Raw genomic sequence first — 20,117 nt, forward strand, 5'->3', positions numbered from 1 at the left:
TCTTGTTTGATAATTCAATTATATACTCATAATTGTCTAAAACAAGCAGGTGGCCATCAACGACATGTTTCAGGTCACCATAGCCATTCATAAATCAAAATAATTCTGCCATAAGTTTTTCCGGATATAATGAAAAAGTTAAATATATATCGCGCTCTAAAAAACTATCCCACTGTGATTCTCGCATATGAATTGGAGCCACAAATGTCGGCAATTTTAATTGTATATTTTCTCCTGGCTGTAAAATCGGGTTAAAACTCATTTTTTCATTATCTTCATTTAACTTAGTAAACGCCATATAGTGAATCGCATTTTTCCATCCCCCTGATTCAAATATCAAGGCTGTAAGATCAATTTTCTTCTCTGTAAATGAATTATTCTCAATTAGAACATCTGCCACTATACCAATACACCCACCATAATGCTCTTTTTCCCATGAGAAATATCGATTTATATCTGTTTCATTCATGACATAACCATCTGTAATCAATACATTTGCTCCCTGATACTCAATACATTGATTTAATCCCACAATCTCTACCTTTGTTTGAGGATATTTACTATTAACTCTGATAACACAAATTCCATAAACTGCTAATAAAGTAATCACGATAATTTTTATTAACCATCTTTTTAATCTTATCACAACTCGACCTCTTTCCTCAGCTCACTAGGTATATAATGACTAATCATCTTACCTTCCTGCATACAAAAAATTTCATCCGATAAAAACTCTAAATCTTCTCGTATATGACAAGATATAATAATTAAGGCGCCTCTCTTTTTATGTTCAAAGAGCAACTCTTTTAATATTTTTGTACTATGCTCGTCCAAAGCATTTGTTGGTTCATCCAGCAAAATTAAATCAGGCTGTTCCATAAGTGCCGCTGCAATCCCTAGTTTTTGCCGCATTCCCAATGAATATTTTTTTACTCTTTTCTTATCCTGTGGATTCAATCCAAGAGTCTTCATTATTATGTCAATCTCTTCATCGGATATTTTGTTCTGTATAGAAGCTAACACCTTCAAATTTTTAAATCCACTGTACCCCGATATAAAACCAGGGCTCTCAATCAACGCCCCAATACTCCGTGGAAAAGAAATATCTTTTCCTAAGGACTCTCCACCAATAAGAATTTCTCCATCTGATAAGAAAACCAAGCCGCTAATCAAACGCATTAACATCGTTTTTCCGCAACCGTTTTTTCCCCAAAGTCCGTAAATATGCCCTTTTTCCATACTTAAATTTACATTTTTTATAATATCAGCCTTTCCGATTTTTTTAGACACATTCTTCAATTCCAAATACATTCCAGACCGCCCTCCTTTATTCACTGTAATTTGCCAATATGTCTTTCTTTCTAAATCCCACATATCCAATAATTCCAGAACTGCAAATGACTGCCACCGAATAAAGAATTCCTTTTTCCGCAATTATTTGTGATACCGGATTGAAAGCATAACTTCGCATTAACATTAAATAGTTTCCCATCATCCATGGCCAGGAAAAATATATGGACATTATATATATTGAAGCAGATACAATTAACCCCACCATCGGATGAACGAGCACAGCCCACATCATTTGAAATAATGATATGGCTATTGTCACAACTAAAGGAACTACACATACGATTAAAATAAATTGGAATATATTCACCGATGTGACAATCATTTGGTTATAATAAGCCTGTACATTTACCTGAGGCATGATATTTATATTTCCTGTGATGACACCACATACAAAAACATCCATAATCATAATGAAATAAAATATGCCAATGCTCAATATATTCCATATACATTTACTGAACCACCAGTACTTTCTTTGTTTTGATTGCAGTAACATCAATTGCCCATATCCGTGCAAATCCTTTAAAGGATAATAACTTACCGAAAAAGTAATATACATATACATAAAAATCCATGTGAATTCTGGAACATATATTTCAGTCAACGAAGGTTGATAAAATTGCATTCCCTTTAGAATATACGAAAGCAAGTCGCCTGTAGACAAACTTTTTTCTAAATCTTCGAAAGCTAATACACTACTATGTCCCATAATAAATTTCAAACATAAAAATAAAATGAATGCAGAAAAAACAATGTATTTTTTCCATTCCATCAACAATCCATGATGTAAATCATATTTTATATATTTAATAAACTGTTTTAACCCGTTATCCAACATAAAACTCCTTTTTATAGCTGAACCACTCACCTATACCAAGCAGGCCAATAATTATTAACAAAGCCGTCAATAATTTATTCCAAACGAAACATTCTATCCAATCTTCATATTTTAAATAAAGGTTTTGGTAAAAAAATGTGTATTTACTGTAATATTCAAAATAAAATAAGATAATCAGAGAAAACCAGCTTGCTACAGGAATATTAAAAATCCACCGATTAATAATATAAAAAACCATACTTCCAAAACTAAATAAAAAAACAGAAAAAACATATACCAATAAGCATGAATACCAGTTTATATGCAAAGTTCGCTGCATATTTAGAAAAAAGTAACTTCCTACGATATCCCAATTATATTTTGTCAACTTGCAACTTACTGCATATCCAAGCAAGACTATGACCTCCGCCACAGTTATTATGCCTGAAAGCAGCAAAGCTCTACACGTTTGTCTCCGCCATAAACTTTTACGACTTTTGTACCTTAATACAACAAAAACCGAAAAATCATTCTCTGTGCCTAATATAATCATACATAAGCAGATAATCAATAAATAGGGAAAGGATGTTCGAAAATAAGACGCTTCAACAAATAAATCTAACAGACATAATGAATCTTCGATGCCTAACATATATCATCCTTACTTCCTTTGACAACAAATATCCAAAAGGTTCCTGCCATAATGATAAGCCCTTCCAACATTATTGGTAATATTCTATTTCCACTATAGCCAGGATTTAAAAAAAAGACCATTTGCCAATCTGTTAATCCCAACATAGAAAATAATGAATTTAAAAACACACTGAGAACAAACGGTGTAATCAGTACGATGAACATATGATCTGTATAATAAGTTGCAATAAAGGCAACCGTTGCCAAAATTCCACCAAACACAAAAATAATCATTAAAAATATGCATACATAAAGCATCGGATGTACAAAATAAAAATCACCTAATGTACTTCTCATTCCAATTAACGTTGTATAGTCTGCAGCCTGAGGCTTTACAAACGGCAAAACGGCAGCTGTCAGAATAAAGTTAAACATCAAGGGTATGATTGCCACCATTCCACCCGATATAAAAGCAGCCACATATTTTGATCTGTAATAATGTTTTCTTTCCTCTCGAATACATAATTCCTCAATCATATGATAATCAATATCCTGAAAAAATGAACCCGCATGCGGCAACGCTACAAACAGTGGAATAAGAAAAAAATACAGATATGAAAAAGTATATGTCTGAGCCCCAATCCAGTTATTAAACACATTAAATGGATACTTCATACTATAATCTGAAACCATATATGTATTCTGATAAAATGCTACCGGCAGCACATTGAACATCCATTGAGCAACGGAGATGCCACAACCAAAGAGTAAGGAAATCTTAACCCCCCAACTTTCACATCCCCTCACTAATTCCAGCTTATATATATTCTTCATAATCTATTCATTCCTCTCCAATAACGAATTCAGGTAAATATCCGCAACATTATCGGTATCCATAATTTCAACAGTCTCACCTTTTTCATTTTTCCCGTATATAACAGCTCCTTCTGTACCAAATGGACTAAAATGAAGCGCCACCCTGTTCCCCTTTTGCATAACATCATCGTCTATCAAATAAAATAATTTAACTTCTGACGCTTCATTTGCCGGAATCATATGATGGAAATAATCAATTCCTACCTTTTTGGCATCCACATCGTTCACATTACCCAACTGAAATCTTTCGATTTCATTCCCCTCTGAATCATAAATTATCAAACTGATACTATTCAATGACATAACTTTTTCTTCCAAAGCATTATTCGTAATAATAAGCTGCACCTCCAGATAATTGGATTCGCTTTCATTTTGATGATAGTCTGTCTTTTTTACTTCAAAATCATAATTTCTAAGAGAAACCTTACTTTGAGCATCCTTATTTTCATATTCTGTTCTTTGCATCGTTTCTTTTGTACTCTCTGCTTGATTATCCGTGGATTCTCTGATGACTCTATTATTCTCAGGACAATTAAATACCTTTTTATGTACACCTCCAATGATAATTATGACAATCATAATTAATCCAATAACGATTCCTGCACCCTTACCTTTTTTCATTACGATTTCCACTCTTTCTATAATAATTTCAATAAACAATGCGCTAGCCCAATCATATATTGGACATATATGTCAGGCTAGCAGTATTCACTCATCTACAATGATTAATCCAAATATTTTATTTTCTGTTAAATGCTGTCCGGACTCCACCAGATATGAAGATACATACCTTGTAATCCGTTAACAGGATGAAACATCAAAAAGGCATGTGTATAATCTGGTTTATGTGAATAAATTCCTTCACCATATTCATAAACCAAATTTGGTAAATAATACGCAGCTCCTCTAGGCAGACTCTTCGGTGTACCATATGTACAATCTTCATGTTGTCCAGTTGCAAATGCTCCATAAACCCTCACTTGCATAATATCTGTATTTGAAGCATCATTATATGCATAGGATGAAGAATCATCCCATTTTTCTCTACGCTCCGTCGGCGCATCTGTTATTTGGACACCCCAATAAGAATTTGTATACTCATATAGTGTATCTGTCCAATTACCATCCGCATAGCTAAATAATGAAAAATTTGATAAAAAGATACTAGCCACAAAAACTGCCGCATATACTATACATAATCCTTTAAAATTCTTGGATACTCTTGTCGATTTCATTATTTTCTACTCCTCCCTTTAGTTTTTCTATTATCAAAGCGCTCTGATATTTTTAATAATACCTATTAACCTTTATAAAAACAAGCAGGTGGCCATCAACGACATGTTTCAGGCCACCAGTTGCATTACTCCATATTCTCTTCTTTTAATCCAGTCCCAATATATCCGGCAATGTGTGATTTTCTCGTTTCAACAGAAAATACAATATTCCGCCATACCCATTCATAAGCCCCGGATTGATTTTTTCCTGCGGCAAAAGGCTTATCTCACTCTTCGGCCAAAGCGCCGCACCCGTTGCTCTCTCCAAAATCGTCAGATTGCCGCATATGCCGTGGCACAGACTCCAACTGTCCCGTTTCCAATACTGTTCAAGTTTTTTCAACGCTCTGGAAACATCCTTTTCAAGCCGTTCCCGCCACTTATCGTTCTGAAGATTCTCAAGGCATTTTAATCTTGAGAGCAACACACCTCCGGCGCCATGACACCAGGCCACCGGTCCGATATCATCCATCCTTTCTTCCCTTGACCGTACATCTGTCCAATTATTGATTCTCACATCGTACAGGTATTCTTCATATTGCCATATCTGCTCCGCCAGCTTTTCATATTTATCCTCTCCGGTAATCTTCCACAGTGCGGCCACCGGTATAAGCATCCCGCTATTTCCGTGGGCCATCCCGGCCATTGGCGGCATATTCTCTTTGACCGGCCATCCGATTCCCTTTTGCTGTCCGATAGCTGACTTTTCTATAGCTTCAACCGCCCTTACAGCCATATCCAGATATCGACCGTCATTGAACATATCATACATTTTGAGCAGTACCTGCGCCGCACCCGCATTGCCCGATAAAATATCGTAATTCTTGTCCTCATCAATTAATTTATCTAATATCTGTATATGTCTTTTGGCATAATCCAGATAAGCGCCGTCGCCGCTAAGCTGATACAATGCCAAATAAGTATACACGATCGAACTTTCTCCATTAAAGACTCCTGTATTTTTGGATTGTAATTTATCCGGATTACTGACACACTCATCCGTATATCTGAAAAGTGTCCATTCCAACACTTTCCTCATATATGAAATCTGTCTATCTGAATCAAAAAGCTCCAAAGCATACAAAATCAATAAAATTCCAGCCAGCCCGTCATAAAGATACATATTCATCGGACGGATATCCCAGGTAGTCTTCCCGAAGGATGACAGTTCCAGGGTATACCAACTTACCTCTGTTCTGTCTTTATTCCACACAGCATTGTCAATCAATCGATTTTTAAGAACACGTATATTTTCAAAAATATCTTCTCTTTTGATTTCTTTTTTGTAATCCTTTTCTTTTGCCAAATATACATGGTTCCTGTATCTTTTCTCATCACCGGGCATCAAATCCAGAGATACCTCAATAAAGTCACACTGTTTTTTCATATCTGTCTCATTCAGCATTTCCATTCTTTCGGACAAAATCTCCATGGCAGACTGTGTAAAATAAGGTTTTCCTCGTCGGGCATCCCCCAATATTTCACTCCCCTGTACCGTAAACAGACGGGTTTCGTTCAATGAATCATAAAAATAAGGAATATCCCCATTGAGCAGGCTCAGCTTCTCACTTTTTACAACTGCCCCGTCCTCTGCAGTCCTTCCCTGCCACAGTAAATCCAAAAATTTTTCCCGTTCGCCATCTTTCATCAATAAACTGGGATGATAGGAACTGGAAAGCAGCATACTGTAACGCTGTGTATCCGCGATCAGATAACGGCTTTTATTTTGAGCAAGAGGTTTTAATAAATCCCAAAATATACTTTTTTGAGCCAGGACCTGTCTGTAGGCGCATGTAAAACCATACAAAATCTGCTTTTTATATAAATATGGCTCATAAAATTCGCCTTCCAATACGGCCAGATTCTGCGCCTTTTTTGAAACAGGATATTGATATTCGATACGCATATCGGATGTTCGTGCCTTGACAATGACAGGAATCTTAAAAGGATACCGCTGTCCGCCACTGCCGCTGATTCCGCTGTGGTCCACGCCCTTTCCATCCTTATTCCAATGATAAAAAGGAAGTAAGCCTGAATATAATACCGATTGGGACAACTGATAAAAGATTTCTTCTCTGACTGTTTTTCGTTCCTGATTGCGTCGGATATTCACCAACGTTTCCAGATCAATCACCACCGGATATTCACCGGATGCAATCACATTTTCACAGTGCAGGTCCTTTGTTCCCAAATAATAAGCCAGAAATATTTGAACTCCCAGACGGATATAATAATTCTCCAGTTCGGATTGGGTATGGCAATCTTTATAAGCTACAATAGAACACCAGCTATGGTCCGAAAAAGATAAAAAAGGATACTCAAGCTGGCTTATCCCTATCCTTTCACTTATGTATCGCAATAATTCTGAATACCCTTTCTCATTTTCCATCGAATGTGGTTTATATAATATCTCATAAATATCATCCAACTGAACCCGTAAGACCTGTTTACCATTATTATGGACATCGGAAAAATTTCCCCATATCCTTGTAATTTTATCTGCCCCCGGACACAGTTTCCTGCGAATATCTTCTCTGTCTTTCTGAAAAGCATTTATAAGTTCCTTATAAAAAGCTGTCGTCTGCTGGATTTTTCTTTCAATACACTTCTTTAATACAGGAAACATCTCAAACAGCTTTTCTGAAAACTGTCGACTTCCCACGATTTCCCGACAAAAAAATTCATACTCTTCTTCCGGATTGTTCCCTTTTAGTTTACCCATTTGTTTATAATAGTGCATCTGTGCAATTAATGACCGCAGGCAAATAAACTGTAACTGTTCCGCCAGATGCAATGAATAATCCGAATATATTGTCCCAGAAAAACAAGAGGCTTTTGCATCAATATTTTCCTCCAGTCGCTCAACAGCTTTTTTTAAAATATTTTCATAAAATGTTTCAAATACAATATTTTCCATTTGTAATATCTGTCCCTTAAAACACAAAGAGCAGAACGTTTCAAACATTCCGCTCCCTGAAAAACCATTCAATCAGCAACAATAAATAGTTAAAATCGGACTGCATTCTACGCTGAAACTGTCTTTCTGCTCCAGACCATCTGATTTCTCTACAAGTCCTCTGATTTCTCTTATTTCCTCTTCCAGATTACCCGCATACAAAAAACTCTTTTCAATCACTAAAGTCCCCTCCTATATCTATTTTTTTATTTCATAAAAGAAATTTTTACTTTAAACGCCTCTTCCTCTACAGAAAACGAAAAAACGCCATCATATTTTTGAACGATACGTTTCACACTTTTCAGCCCATAGCCGTGTAGTATTTTATCCTTTTTCGATGTAAGAAGCTCGCCATCCTTTATTCTGGGAACAGTACCCAGACTATTGGATATTTCTATAAATAAAGAACGTTGTCTTTTTTTTAATTTAAATAAAATCCACCGTTTCCCATCCTGCATCTGTTCACAAGCTTCTATGGCATTATCCAGTAAATTTCCTATAAGAATGCTGATATCCCCATCACTTAGGGATGTTTCCATCAATGCTGTGACACAAATTTCAAAGTCAATTTCTTTTTCCTCTGCCGCTTCTTTTTTCTGATTCAATATAAAATCCAGAATTCTGTGTCCGGTCCACACTTTATTCTCAAATTTATAGAAATCCCCATCGATTTCTGATAAATACTGACAAAATTTCTCATATTCGCCATCACGGGCATAGCCTTGAAGAACGGCCAATTGGTGCTTTATATCATGAACTCTCTGTTTATTTGCTTCCATGTTCATCATCAGGTTCTGGTAATTCTGAAGCATTAACTCATCTTTGGACATCAAAAACTGATTTTCCTTTTGTAACATCAGGCTTTTAACATATAGCCCCCAAACAGATAAGATAATCACCATCAACAATAACAACGACATGCCGCTGTTCATTCCATTATAGGGGATTCTCCCAAACACCATCCGGCACATGACCACCTGATATCTTCTAAGCAAAACAACAAGAATAACACTGATAATATACAGCAGCTTTCTGTATTCTAAAATATTTTTTAAAAATAACTCTCCCCTTTTCTTCAAAAGGAACAGACATATGAGCATGATCACACGCGACAAAAGAAAAATCGGCAGTTTCAGCCAGGATACCCCGTCATATATGGCCTGGGTCGTTGGATAGTCCAGTACGGCCATACTCAAAAACAGAAATAAAAAATCCAACAGCGCTGTCAGAGAATAGCTCATAACAAGAAGACTGACAATTAATCTTTTATATTTCTTTATAATATTTATGGTGCAAATACCTGTAAAGACCAGGCCTAATATAAACACACCATGAGAAAAAAATATAATATTCCGATTGTATGAAACCAATATTCCCCACACAATAATATTTGTCCATATAATTATTTTTTCTTTCAGATTCAAATATTCTTTTTCCAGAAGCGTACAGTACAGCAATTGATAACACAGCCAAACCTCGAGCATGGACAGAAAAATTTGGATTCCCTGGAGCAGGACTGTCAGCATCACAGCTCACCCCACTGTTCATTGATCTTCATTCGGACGTCCGCCAATCGTCCCCGGCTTATAACAATCTGTTCGCCATTGATCATATTGATTACATTGCCCTTCACCTGGACAATATGACCGATATTCACGATATAACCGCGTTCAGCCAAAATAAATTCTTTCGAATTTATCTCCAGCATCAACTGTTCAAGTGTAATACGCTCTCGAAAGATGCCATACAGCGTCACATATTCGACATATTTAGAACCTTTAACCTTCTTTATGCAGATAATATCCTGATAGAATATTTTATTTCCGCCATTGGCCGTTTCAATGATCCGAAATTTTTTGCGTTCCTTTTGTATCTTGAAAATTAATTTTCGCATGACCAGAGGAATTCGCTCGCCCATCTGTTGTTTTAAAATATATTGATAGGCATCTACAGTATAACTATCCGCCGCATAGTGAGAAAAAGAGGTCAAAAATATCAAATAAATATGAGGAAATTTCTCCTGAATGATGGTTCCCAATTCAATGCCCCCCATTCCATTCATTTGGATATCGGTAAAAAGAACCTGACATATATCGTCCGGTCCTATTTTACTCAAAAACGCCTCCGCACCACAAAAAGTCGATATTTCGACGTCTTCCGGTAAATCATCTATTCCTTCGATACAGGCTCGTGCCTGTTCCAGTACCGTTTCATCATCATCAACAATTGCCACTTTAATCATTCGTTTCCTCGCCTCTATACAAAAATGTAATATTTATCCAGATTACAAAATATTATAACATACTTTTTATCCTTTACCGCATCAAGGCCATGAATTGTATTGTTTCAGGCCATGAACGAACAATTTCTCTCTACACAACAATTTAGCGGAATCAGGATTTCTCCTTTGATTCCGCTAAATCTAAATATTCTCTAAATTAATTTCTGTCACCTGCTTTTGCATTTGTTTAGCGCCTGCTTTCCCGGCATATCTCACAGCAAAAAGGAGAGCTTCTCAGCTCTCCACGGTCCATTCTCGGCGCAGCTCCAATTCCTTGTTGACAACGCCGATCCAGTAAATTTCTCTTTTTAAAAAATGCCTGTCCCAGGGCATTATGGACTTTTTTCGGTTCTTAAGTTGGGATTTGCGAAGCAGCAGATCGGCGACCAATTCTTCTTTTGTTGCCAATGCCAATGATTCTTCGTCCCATTTACGAGGCTTTGTTAAAATCCTGCGATACATAATTTGCTCCCCCTGATGATTAATCTATGCTTTCTTCCTGTTGTTTATTACAAATTTCACTTTTAAATATCTCCTTTTTAGTATATCATAGAATTATAGAAAAGGAGAAGGTTTTATGAACGATATTAGTATGTTTGACATTATCGGTCCGAATATGATCGGCCCTTCCAGCTCACACACAGCCGGCGCTTTGAGAATCGCCCATCTGGCCGGAAAGCTGGCGCCTGCGAAAATCCTTTCCGTAACCTTTACGCTCTATGGCTCCTTTGCATGGACCTATCGTGGCCATGGTACGGACCGGGCGCTGGTCGGCGGTATTCTGGGTTTTCTCCCGGACGATGAACGCATCAGAGATTCCTTTCAGTATGCCGATGCCGCCGGACTAAAATATGAATTCATTGAAAACACTACGGAAAAGGACATTCATCCAAATACGGTGGACATTTTATTGCACTGTGAAAATAACCGGACCATTGAACTTCGGGGCGAATCTATCGGTGGGGGAAATGCTGTCATCCGGCGTTTAAATGGTATTGACATCGCTCTTTCCGGAGCCTATTCCACACTTATTGTCCATCATAAGGACAAAAAGGGAGTCCTTGCTTATATCACGACCGTATGCAGCGGCATCGATCTGAATATTGCCTTTATGAAAGTATACCGTAAAGCCAAAGGTGATTCAGCCTATGCGATCATTGAAGTCGATTCTGACATCAACCCTTCCATTATCAGCGTTCTGGAATGTCATGATGCCATTATCAATGCAACGATCGTACCTGCGATTTAAAATGGGGGAGGAACAGTTGAATGAATTTTACGAATGGAAAGCAATTGCTTGAAATATGTTCAGAAAAACATATTCCAATTTCCCAGGCCATGTTTCTGAGAGAAACCGATTATCTGGAACAGGACCCGGTAGAAGTTACCTGCAAAATGGAACATGCCTATGATATTATGAAACAGGCCATTCACCGGGCCTTAACGGAAGATTTGATCAGTACCGGCGGCATGATCGGCGGTGAAAGTAAACAAATGAATGCCCTTAGAAAAGCAGGAAAGAATATATGCGGTCCGCTGGTTTCAAAAGCCATTACCTATGCCGTCGGTGTTCTGGAGGTTAACGCTTCCATGGGACTTATCGTGGCGGCTCCAACGGCCGGCTCCTCCGGGGTCATTCCCGGCGTTCTATGTGCTGCTCAGGAAGAATATAACATGGAAGATGCGGTTATTATCCAGGCTCTGTATACGGCCGCAGCTGTCGGATATCTGATCACACGTAATGCCACCACCGCCGGTGCAGAAGGCGGATGTCAGGCCGAAGTTGGCTCGGCCAGTGCAATGGCAGCCGCAGCCATGACCCAACTCATGGGCGGTACTCCTTCCCAATGTCTGGATGCTGCTTCCTTTGCTCTTATCAATATTCTCGGTCTGGTCTGCGACCCGGTCGGCGGTCTGGTTGAAATTCCATGTCAGAATCGGAATGCCATAGGTGCCTCCAATGCTTTAGTCAGCGCCGAGATTGCCCTGAGCGGTATACAAAGCGTCGTACCGATTGACGAAGCTATTGAAGTTATGTACCGTGTCGGACGCTCCCTTCCGGTCACTCTCAGAGAAACCTCTCAGGGCGGCACCGCTATGGCGCCGAGCGCCTGTCATGCCTGCCAGACAAGATGGAAAAAGCCAAAGTCTTAAGTTAAAACAGCGGGCGGGCAAATTGATACGTACCCGGAATTCTGGACACATATCAATTTACCCGCCCGTTATATTTTTTAATATTTTTCCTTATTCATTCCGGTTAATATATTCGCATGCAGCTAATCCGGCGACAGCGCCGTCGGCGGCAGCCGTTGCCAACTGACGTACCGTTTTTGTCCGGCAATCTCCGGCAGCAAAAACGCCTTCGCTGGTTGTTTTGCAATCTTCCTGTGCCCGTATATAACCGCCCCCATCCAATTCAACCAATGGCGCAAAGGAATGGTTATCCGGCATTTGCCCGATAGCTACAAAAAGGCCTGTCACAGCAATGTCTCTCTGCTCTCCCGTCTTTGTATCCCGAACCCGGACACCCTCCACACTGTTTTCTCCAATAATGTCCGTTACCACCGCATTCAAAACAAACTCGACATTTTCTTTTTTGCGAAGATTATCTACCAGCCACTGCTCTCCACGGAATTCGTCCCTCCGATGAATCAGGTAGACTTTTTCACAGTAGGCGCTCAAAAACTCCGCATCTTCCAGGGCCGTACTGCCTCCGCCAACAACTGCCGTTGCCTGTCCCCGGAAAAAAGCCCCGTCACAGGTTGCGCAGTAGGATACGCCTGCCCCAACCAGCGCTTCTTCTTTGTCCACACCCAATGGCCGATTTTTAGCCCCTGTTGCCAGAATAACGGAATGACACGGAATCTCACGTTCATCCGTATAGACAACAAAATCCTTTCCGTCTCTTTCCACCCGGGTAACCGCTTCAAATTCAATCACTGCTCCAAGATTCTGGGCCTGTTCATACAGACCCGTAGCAAATTCAAAACCGGAAATCTTCGCAATTCCCGGATAATTCTCAACTTCAGGCGAATTAATGATCTGACCGCCGTAATTCTCTCCTTCAAGGACCAACACTGTTTTACCGGCACGCACACCATAAATAGCCGCAGAAAGTCCGGCTGTGCCTGCGCCTATAATAACTATATCGTACATATGAATAACCTCCGTAAAATTTTAAAGATCTATAGCATAGTTTAACACAAATCTGCTTTTAAAACCATTGACTTTTCATAAATTTAGCCCTACACTAAATTGAAATAACATTAACTTCATTTATGAAAGGACGTGACAGCTATGTTTGGTTATCCGAAACAATCCTGCCTGCATCTCCCGACACCGATAAGCTATCTCTCCAACCTGTCGGACCGCCTGGGTATTGAATTTTACATGAAACGTGATGATCTGACTGAATTTGGCGTCGGAGGAAATAAACTCAGAAAATTGGAATATCTGATATACGATGCAAAAGAAAAGGGTGCGACCATGCTGATCACCGTCGGCGGAGCTCAGACGAATCACGGCCGCCTGACTGCTGCCGTTGCGGCAAAAAATCAAATGAAATGCGCCATTGTCGCTATGGATGATTATCCTGGCATTCTCTCATCCAACATGCTTCTTGACCGGATTTTCGGTGCCTATGTCTTTTTGCACAAACCGGATGGCACGCCTCTTATGGATGTGGTTGAACGGGTTGCTGATAAATTCGAATCCCAGGGTGAACGGTGCTATTTCATTCCAATGGGCGGTTCTAACGAGATTGGCGCCCTTGGCTACTACGAATGCGCCCAGGAACTTAAACAGGAGTTCAAATCCGGTCACGTCATTGTTCCCCTCGGAAGTATGGGCACCTATATGGGGCTTTTCTGCGGTCTCCATGATTCGGACCTGACCCTTACCGGTATTCAGATTATGCCTTATGAAGAGGATATTTATACATACGCCTGCAACTATTTTAATAAGATAAAAGAAAGCTGGCATCTGGATTTTGATGTGACCGAGGAGGACTTTGATATCGCCACCGACTACCTTTACGGCGGATACAATGTTCCATCTGAAACAGTGCGTAATGCCATTTATGATATGGCCCGTTCCGAAGCAATCGTTCTGGACCCTTGTTACACCGGTAAAACCTATGCCGCCCTTCTCGACATGCTCAATGAAGGTAAAATCAAAAAAGATGAGACCATCATCTTCATCCACACCGGCGGACTTCCTGGTGTCTATACACCATCCCACCAAAAGGCATTTGAAGCCGAATTGATGGACGGTGTGACCATCTTGGGTTGATCCGTTATCCATTCGCTGTCGAAATAGTTTCACTACATCTTATCAACAGGAGAGGGAATAGGCTCGCCGGAAAGCGAGCCTACTCAACCCAAATTATATATATTTGAGCATTATTTGGTATCTTTATAATAACGAATATTGTATCAGAAAACAACCCGTTGGCCATGAACAGTACCTTTTCAGGCCACCGGTTATTTTCATCTCCCCGATGTATCGCGCCTGCTTCCCGGTGTCTATACCCCATCCCATCAAAAGGCATATTACGAAAAAAGAAAGTATTTTCTCCCCTCAAAGAAAATACTTTCTTTTATTATTGGATATTTTGAGATAATAGATAACTTGACAGTATATCTATAAATTCGCCGGATGTCGGCTTTTCATAAAGCGGGATGCCCGCCATAGATTCCAGAATGTCTGCGTACTCACTTCCCCAACAACGCTTTACCACTGTCCGTATATCCCGCTCAACACAATTAATTGTCGTATTATGAATCCTTGCAATTTCTGGATACAAAGATTTCGATATATATAATAACAAAGATGCATCTTCCATTACCAGACGCACCGCATCTGCCACATAATAGTACCCCTTGTATGTTCGCCGTATTCCTAATGCTTTTAACACATCATCTATACGGCTCATGACCCACCTCCTGCGCTGACTGTTTAATGATAGCACAGCGGTCGTTTTTTGTCATCATATGCTCCAAAAAGAATACACAACTGACATGCTTCGACATATATCTACACACTTCTTTTTTGCTATTCTTTTAATGAGAGAAAACTCAAAATCAGATGGTTAACATTCAAAGAATTTTCATGAGAAACACCATCTAATGATGGTTGTATAAATCACCGTTACGAGGAGGATGCGGCTCCGATGATCGTGCCATTTAATCAGACGATTTCCGTCGGCATTTACAGTGATCTGCAGATAAATATTTCCGAATTAGTGTAAAATGTATTTGAAAAACCTTCGAATATGTAGTATAATAACAAAGGTTCTGATTCGTATGCAGAACCTTCGTCAAATGGAGACGTACCGAAGAGGCCATAACGGGACTGACTCGAAATCAGTTTGTCGGATTTACCCGGCACATGGGTTCGAATCCCATCGTCTCCGCGAAATTTTATAAAACAGGGGCTGCCTGTTCACAAAAAAGCTACACATGGATATGCTTCATGTGCAGCTTTTCTATTTTAATAAAACACTATATAATTTCTACATAACCGCCCGAGGCAACAAGCAGGGCGCCCACCAGTACCGCATCATCCAGCAACTCACTCTGTAAGATCTGATAACGGCCTTTATTGGCAATGAAGGCCAGATTATCCGTAAACTTCCGAATCCGGTCAAACAATATATCACCCATCTTGGCAACACCGCCGCCAATGACCACGGTATCCACCCCCTGGGCTGCCAGTATATTGACAAGAGAGATAGAAAAGCTCTCGGCAATCTTATCCAGTTCCACACAGGCAAACATATCCCCGGCTCTTGCCGCTTCCGCCAGATCAGCGCAGGTAATCCGTCCCATATCACCGCCATAACATCTGGAAAGAGATGAAATCTTCGGTATATAGCCTTCGCTGCGCAGTCGCTTCTCAATACTCCGTCCGGAACAGAGCAGTTCTGTCCGTGTATATCCCCCCGGAAGAAGTGAACGCCAGTCAGGTACCAGCATATTGCCAAGATAAGATGCTCCAAAACCGCTTCCGTCATAGTATTTTCGATGAATATAGAGTCCGCCGCCGATACCGGTACCGATATTCGTATAGAAAAAATTCTCCGAATTTCTTCCCGCTCCTTTGTACAACTCGGCAAAACCGCCGGTTACCGTATCATTGACCACATTGACCGGAAGGCCAAATGACTTTTCGAACCACTGCTTCAACTCAAAGTCTTTCCATCCCGGCACCTGAAGCGAGGATAAAACCCGGCCTGTGGCTGTTTCCAACGGTCCGCCAAAACCAACGCCAATCCCCGCAATATGCCCCGCATAGGGTGCCATTGCCAGATATTCCCGAATATTCTCTAAAAGCCAGTCGAGTATATCCTCTGCGCCCCTGCGATAAACAAGCTTTACCTGCCTGCTGTCCAGAATAGTCCCATCGGAAAGACCAACCGCAAGCTGCTGTTTCGTTCCGCCGATTTCTACACCGATATAATACTGGTTATTCATGCCATTGTGCACCGTATTTCTTTTCAATATCAGAAATCATATCCACGCGAACGGCATGACGACCGCCCTGGAACTCTGCGCCGAAAAATTCATCGACGATCATCTTCGCCAATTCCGGACCTACAACACGAGCTCCCATGGCAATAATATTCGCATTATTATGTTCCACCGTTAATTTTGCTGAATATGGCTCACTGCATACGGCCGCACGAATCCCCGGCACTTTGTTTGCCGCCAGAGAAATCCCAATACCTGTTCCGCAGATCAATACGCCCTTTTCAACTTCCCCGCGCATAATGGCCTCTGCAACCCTTAAACCCGGCTCCGGATAATTCACCTTAACATTCGGGTCATAAGCACCATAATCCACACACTCATAACCTTTTTCTTTCAAATGCTCCATCAATGTTTGTTTTAATTCAACAGCCACATGGTCGCAGCCAAATCCCACTTTCATATCTGATACCTCCAATAAATTCTAATATTCGCGCGATATAGTATACCCATACGGGCATACCGTATGTCAAATGCTCCGCATGGGCGCGCTCCGTCAGGCTTCGCGCGATATAGTATATCATATTCCCCAAAACCCTTCAAGAAGAAGGCGGCGAAATACGTATATCCGCCTTAAATAATGGTAAAAAAGGGACTGAATATCTCAGCCCCTTTCTATTATGTCCTAATCAGACATTCGCAACCCTAAAATCTGCCTGATTATTCTTTTGTAACTAATACGGAATCAACTGGTGTCATATCCGGAACAACACCAACTTCACCGATATTGCCAGCTTTTACAGCTTCTACTAACAGTTCAAGACCTTTGGCGCCGATACCTGCCGGATCCTGAGCAACTGTAGCGGATAACTGTCCTGCATTTACAGAATCAACAGCTTCTGTGTCACCGTCTGTACCAACAACAAAGATTTCTCCAAGTTTGTTTTCATTGATAACAGCCTGTAATGCACCAAGAGCCATTGTATCGTTACAGCAGTAGATACCCTTTAAATCCGGGTTCTGCTGAATAAAGCTTGTTGCAGCATCCAATGCTTTCTGACGGTCCCAGTCACCCGGAACACTTCCTACAACTTCAAGACCAGCAGCTTCAAAAGCTTCTTTAGCGCCCTTTGCTCTGTCTTCACCGGAGGCATTACCAGCTTTACCTTCGATAATAGCTACTTTGCTTCCTTCTTCAACGTTTTCAACGATGTAGCCGGCACCTTTGTTACCAACAGCTACGTTATCTGTTGTAACAAAACCAACAACAGCGCCGCCCTGTTTTTCCATCTCTTCCATATCGAATTTTTCATCGATATTTACAACTGTAATTCCTTCCTTATAAGCTTTCGCAGCGGTGGAAACAAGATTGGATGCGGACAGCGGAGCGATAGCGATACCATCATATCCATCATTGATACATTTTTCAAGGATAGCAACCTGACCTTCGAAGTCTTCTTCACTCTGTGCGGAGTAGATATCAACCTGGATACCCATCTCTTCAGCTTTGTCTTCAACACCCTTCCACATCTTTGTCCAGAAGTCTGTTGCCTGTGTTTTCAGGATAACAGCATATTTTTTGTCACCTGTACTTTCCGCTTTGCTCTCTCCCGTTGTTTCTGCTGTGCTTTCAGCAGCTGTTTCAGCTTTTGTTTCTTTGCTGGAATTTCCACATCCTGCAAGTAAAGCTGTTGCCATAGTCATTGCACACGCTAAAGCTACAATTCTTTTTTTCATTTCTAATCCTCTCCTTTTTGCTTTCTATATAGACTGTTTTTCACAGAACTATATCATGTTACTTTTCCATCTTCCCCAACTTATCGAAAGCAGCGTAAGCCCCTCCAATTACTCCGCTATCCTGTGTGTGTTCAGGGAAAACAAATTCCAGATTTTCGGATGGGAACGGCTTTCTTGCCCGTTTCTTTACCGCCCAGATCAGGCGCTCCATCGGAAAATCTTTCATTGTCATGACACCACCGGCCATGATCACATAATCCGGATCCAGAATATTGATCTCTGCTGCCATCGGTATGGCCAGTGTATCCACATATTCCAGAATTCTCGGATCATCTCCGTGTTTTACAAACACCTCGGAAATATCCGTATCCGGGAAACAGGTATCCGACAAATATCTCAGATATCTTCCGGAGCAGCGTGTTTCAGAACAGCCAATATTTCCGCAGGTACAGGCCTCATCAATGCCATACATTGGAATATGACCAAGTTCCCCGGCCACGCCGTTCTTGCCCACATGAAGCTGTCCATTGATGTAAACGGCATTTCCAAAACCCGTTCCCAGATAAAATCCAAGAATCGTCCGTTCCCGTTCCGGGTCCAGATGATGACTCTTAATATCATTTACCAGAAGATAATTGACATCCCGGTCTACAAATACCGGAACATTGACATAAGCCTTTAACAAATTTCCCAAATCAATATTTTCAAGACCTTTTAAATTCGGTGTCGAATAGATAAAACTCTTATCCTTGCTCACCATCGACGGCACGCCCACCGAGACCGCTGCCACCTGACCCTTGAGTCCACAGCGTTCAATGTAAGACCGGACTTCGCTTCCAAGATTTTTCACAGCATCTTCAGATACCAGAGAAGCGCTGGACTTTCTTTCAAAATTCACCAGCCTTCCTTCCGCATCCACCGTTCCGATTCTCAGATTCGTTCCGCCGATATCAATGCCTATAACGTACTTCATAGCTCGTCCTTTCTGCACTTAAGCATTCACACAGGCATTAAAATTCTCAATCATTTTGTCCCATGCAACGGTTAAATCTTCGTCCAGATTAAAAAGTCCGGATGTTCCTACAATAAAACATTCTGTGCCGGCTTCTGCCAACTCTTTAAATGTACCCGAATTGCAGGAACCGTCGACTTCAATAATGTATTTGTAGCCATTCTCCTCTTTCAGACGTTTTGCTTCAGCAATCTTACTCAACATCTCGCGTATAAACGGTTGTCCGGCAAATCCGGGATCCACACTCATAATCGTGATCTTATCTACCAGGTGAATATAATGCTGAATATAGGACAGAGGCGTCGCCGGATTCAGAACAACGCCAACTTTACATCCATTGGCACGGATTTTATTAATGATACGAAAAGCATCGGAATTAATCGTTTCAGCATGCGGACAAATATATCCGGCACCAGCCTTTGCCAGACTCTCAATATAATCATCCGGGTCTGTCACCATCAGATGACAGTCCATCGGAATTTTAACCACCTTACTGATCGCCTTTACAAAGTCCGGAGACAATGTAATATTTTTCACAAAATGTCCATCCATGATATCAACATGGTACATATCCGCTCTTTCATTTAAAATTTCAATCTGCTCTTTGATGTTCAATAAATCCATACACATCAAAGAAGGATTAAATAATGGTTTCATAACTACAGTCCTCCTTCTCGGTGTCTACATTCTACTATATCTGTCTGCATAATA

General features: G+C 40.5%; 22 protein-coding genes and 1 tRNA gene. 4 read left to right on the forward strand and 19 right to left on the reverse strand.

Going from position 1 to position 20,117, the window contains the following annotated elements:
• Positions 1-94: 94 nt before the first annotated feature.
• The 12 genes from EV212_RS02425 to EV212_RS02475 form a co-directional block, all read right to left on the reverse strand.
• Positions 95-646, reverse strand: coding sequence for a hypothetical protein (locus EV212_RS02425; RefSeq protein WP_132088357.1), 552 nt, complete (start codon positions 644-646; stop codon positions 95-97).
• On the reverse strand, positions 643-1,311 hold the full coding sequence (locus EV212_RS02430; protein ID WP_132088360.1) for an ABC transporter ATP-binding protein: 669 nt from the start codon (positions 1,309-1,311) through the stop codon (positions 643-645). Before EV212_RS02430 ends, EV212_RS02425 begins: the two co-directional genes overlap by 4 nt.
• A gap of 16 nt (positions 1,312-1,327) precedes the next feature.
• Positions 1,328-2,191, reverse strand: a complete 864-nt coding sequence (locus tag EV212_RS02435; RefSeq protein ID WP_132088363.1) for a hypothetical protein — start codon at positions 2,189-2,191, stop codon at positions 1,328-1,330.
• Positions 2,181-2,585: a hypothetical protein gene (locus EV212_RS02440; protein ID WP_132088366.1), complete on the reverse strand. Its 405-nt coding sequence runs from the start codon at positions 2,583-2,585 to the stop codon at positions 2,181-2,183. Before EV212_RS02440 ends, EV212_RS02435 begins: the two co-directional genes overlap by 11 nt.
• A gap of 230 nt (positions 2,586-2,815) precedes the next feature.
• Positions 2,816-3,637, reverse strand: coding sequence for a hypothetical protein (locus EV212_RS02445; protein WP_132088369.1), 822 nt, complete (start codon positions 3,635-3,637; stop codon positions 2,816-2,818).
• A gap of 3 nt (positions 3,638-3,640) precedes the next feature.
• A complete protein-coding gene (locus EV212_RS02450; protein ID WP_132088372.1) occupies positions 3,641-4,300 on the reverse strand; it encodes a hypothetical protein in 660 nt (219 codons plus the stop codon).
• Positions 4,301-4,428: 128 nt separating this feature from the next.
• A complete protein-coding gene (locus EV212_RS02455) occupies positions 4,429-4,914 on the reverse strand; it encodes a DUF2712 domain-containing protein (RefSeq protein WP_132088375.1) in 486 nt (161 codons plus the stop codon).
• Positions 4,915-5,059: 145 nt separating this feature from the next.
• On the reverse strand, positions 5,060-7,870 hold the full coding sequence (locus EV212_RS02460) for a type 2 lanthipeptide synthetase LanM family protein (RefSeq protein ID WP_165873271.1): 2,811 nt from the start codon (positions 7,868-7,870) through the stop codon (positions 5,060-5,062).
• Positions 7,871-7,942: 72 nt separating this feature from the next.
• Complete coding sequence (locus tag EV212_RS13395; protein WP_165873272.1) at positions 7,943-8,089, reverse strand: hypothetical protein; 147 nt, start codon at positions 8,087-8,089, stop codon at positions 7,943-7,945.
• A 26-nt stretch (positions 8,090-8,115) separates the two neighbouring features.
• Entirely contained in the window at positions 8,116-9,435 is a 1,320-nt protein-coding gene (locus tag EV212_RS02465) for a sensor histidine kinase (protein WP_243115447.1), read from the reverse strand.
• A complete protein-coding gene (locus EV212_RS02470; RefSeq protein WP_132088384.1) occupies positions 9,435-10,151 on the reverse strand; it encodes a LytR/AlgR family response regulator transcription factor in 717 nt (238 codons plus the stop codon). Before EV212_RS02470 ends, EV212_RS02465 begins: the two co-directional genes overlap by 1 nt.
• A 273-nt stretch (positions 10,152-10,424) precedes the next feature.
• Positions 10,425-10,652 (reverse strand): hypothetical protein, encoded by a 228-nt coding sequence (locus EV212_RS02475; RefSeq protein ID WP_132088387.1) that lies wholly within the window; start codon positions 10,650-10,652, stop codon positions 10,425-10,427.
• A 115-nt stretch (positions 10,653-10,767) separates the two neighbouring features.
• Between EV212_RS02475 and sdaAB the strand changes: the two genes are divergently transcribed.
• Positions 10,768-11,439: an L-serine ammonia-lyase, iron-sulfur-dependent subunit beta gene (sdaAB, locus tag EV212_RS02480; RefSeq protein WP_132088390.1), complete on the forward strand. Its 672-nt coding sequence runs from the start codon at positions 10,768-10,770 to the stop codon at positions 11,437-11,439.
• A gap of 20 nt (positions 11,440-11,459) precedes the next feature.
• Positions 11,460-12,344 carry an L-serine ammonia-lyase, iron-sulfur-dependent, subunit alpha gene (sdaAA, locus tag EV212_RS02485; protein ID WP_132088393.1) on the forward strand — a complete coding sequence of 295 codons (885 nt, stop codon included), beginning with the start codon at positions 11,460-11,462 and terminating at the stop codon, positions 12,342-12,344.
• 90 nt (positions 12,345-12,434) lie between these two features.
• On the opposite strand, the gene trxB is transcribed toward sdaAA, so the two are convergent.
• Positions 12,435-13,346 carry a thioredoxin-disulfide reductase gene (gene trxB, locus EV212_RS02490; RefSeq protein ID WP_132088396.1) on the reverse strand — a complete coding sequence of 304 codons (912 nt, stop codon included), beginning with the start codon at positions 13,344-13,346 and terminating at the stop codon, positions 12,435-12,437.
• A 141-nt stretch (positions 13,347-13,487) separates the two neighbouring features.
• On the opposite strand from trxB, the gene EV212_RS02495 reads away from it, so the two are divergent.
• A complete protein-coding gene (locus EV212_RS02495; protein ID WP_132088399.1) occupies positions 13,488-14,480 on the forward strand; it encodes a 1-aminocyclopropane-1-carboxylate deaminase/D-cysteine desulfhydrase in 993 nt (330 codons plus the stop codon).
• 310 nt (positions 14,481-14,790) lie between these two features.
• On the opposite strand, the gene EV212_RS02500 is transcribed toward EV212_RS02495, so the two are convergent.
• Positions 14,791-15,123 (reverse strand): sporulation initiation factor Spo0A C-terminal domain-containing protein, encoded by a 333-nt coding sequence (locus EV212_RS02500; RefSeq protein ID WP_132088402.1) that lies wholly within the window; start codon positions 15,121-15,123, stop codon positions 14,791-14,793.
• A gap of 390 nt (positions 15,124-15,513) precedes the next feature.
• On the opposite strand from EV212_RS02500, the gene EV212_RS02505 reads away from it, so the two are divergent.
• Positions 15,514-15,603: transfer RNA gene (locus EV212_RS02505), tRNA-Ser, on the forward strand.
• An 88-nt stretch (positions 15,604-15,691) separates the two neighbouring features.
• Here EV212_RS02505 and EV212_RS02510 read toward each other — a convergent pair.
• The 5 genes from EV212_RS02510 to alsE all read right to left on the reverse strand — a co-directional run bounded on the left by EV212_RS02510 (position 15,692) and on the right by alsE (position 20,063).
• Entirely contained in the window at positions 15,692-16,663 is a 972-nt protein-coding gene (locus EV212_RS02510) for an ROK family protein (RefSeq protein ID WP_132088405.1), read from the reverse strand.
• Positions 16,656-17,120 carry a ribose 5-phosphate isomerase B gene (rpiB, locus tag EV212_RS02515; RefSeq protein WP_132088408.1) on the reverse strand — a complete coding sequence of 155 codons (465 nt, stop codon included), beginning with the start codon at positions 17,118-17,120 and terminating at the stop codon, positions 16,656-16,658. Before rpiB ends, EV212_RS02510 begins: the two co-directional genes overlap by 8 nt.
• Before the next feature lie 257 nt (positions 17,121-17,377).
• The gene (gene alsB / locus EV212_RS02520; protein ID WP_132088411.1) at positions 17,378-18,394 is read right to left on the reverse strand and encodes a D-allose transporter substrate-binding protein; all 1,017 of its coding nucleotides are present in this window, start codon (positions 18,392-18,394) and stop codon (positions 17,378-17,380) included.
• 58 nt (positions 18,395-18,452) lie between these two features.
• Positions 18,453-19,367, reverse strand: a complete 915-nt coding sequence (gene alsK, locus EV212_RS02525; protein WP_132088414.1) for an allose kinase — start codon at positions 19,365-19,367, stop codon at positions 18,453-18,455.
• An 18-nt stretch (positions 19,368-19,385) separates the two neighbouring features.
• Entirely contained in the window at positions 19,386-20,063 is a 678-nt protein-coding gene (gene alsE / locus EV212_RS02530) for a D-allulose 6-phosphate 3-epimerase (RefSeq protein WP_132088417.1), read from the reverse strand.
• Positions 20,064-20,117 lie beyond the last annotated feature (54 nt).

The sequence above is a fragment of the Frisingicoccus caecimuris genome (assembly GCF_004340975.1).
Taxonomy (GTDB): Bacteria; Bacillota; Clostridia; order Lachnospirales; family Lachnospiraceae; genus Frisingicoccus; species Frisingicoccus caecimuris.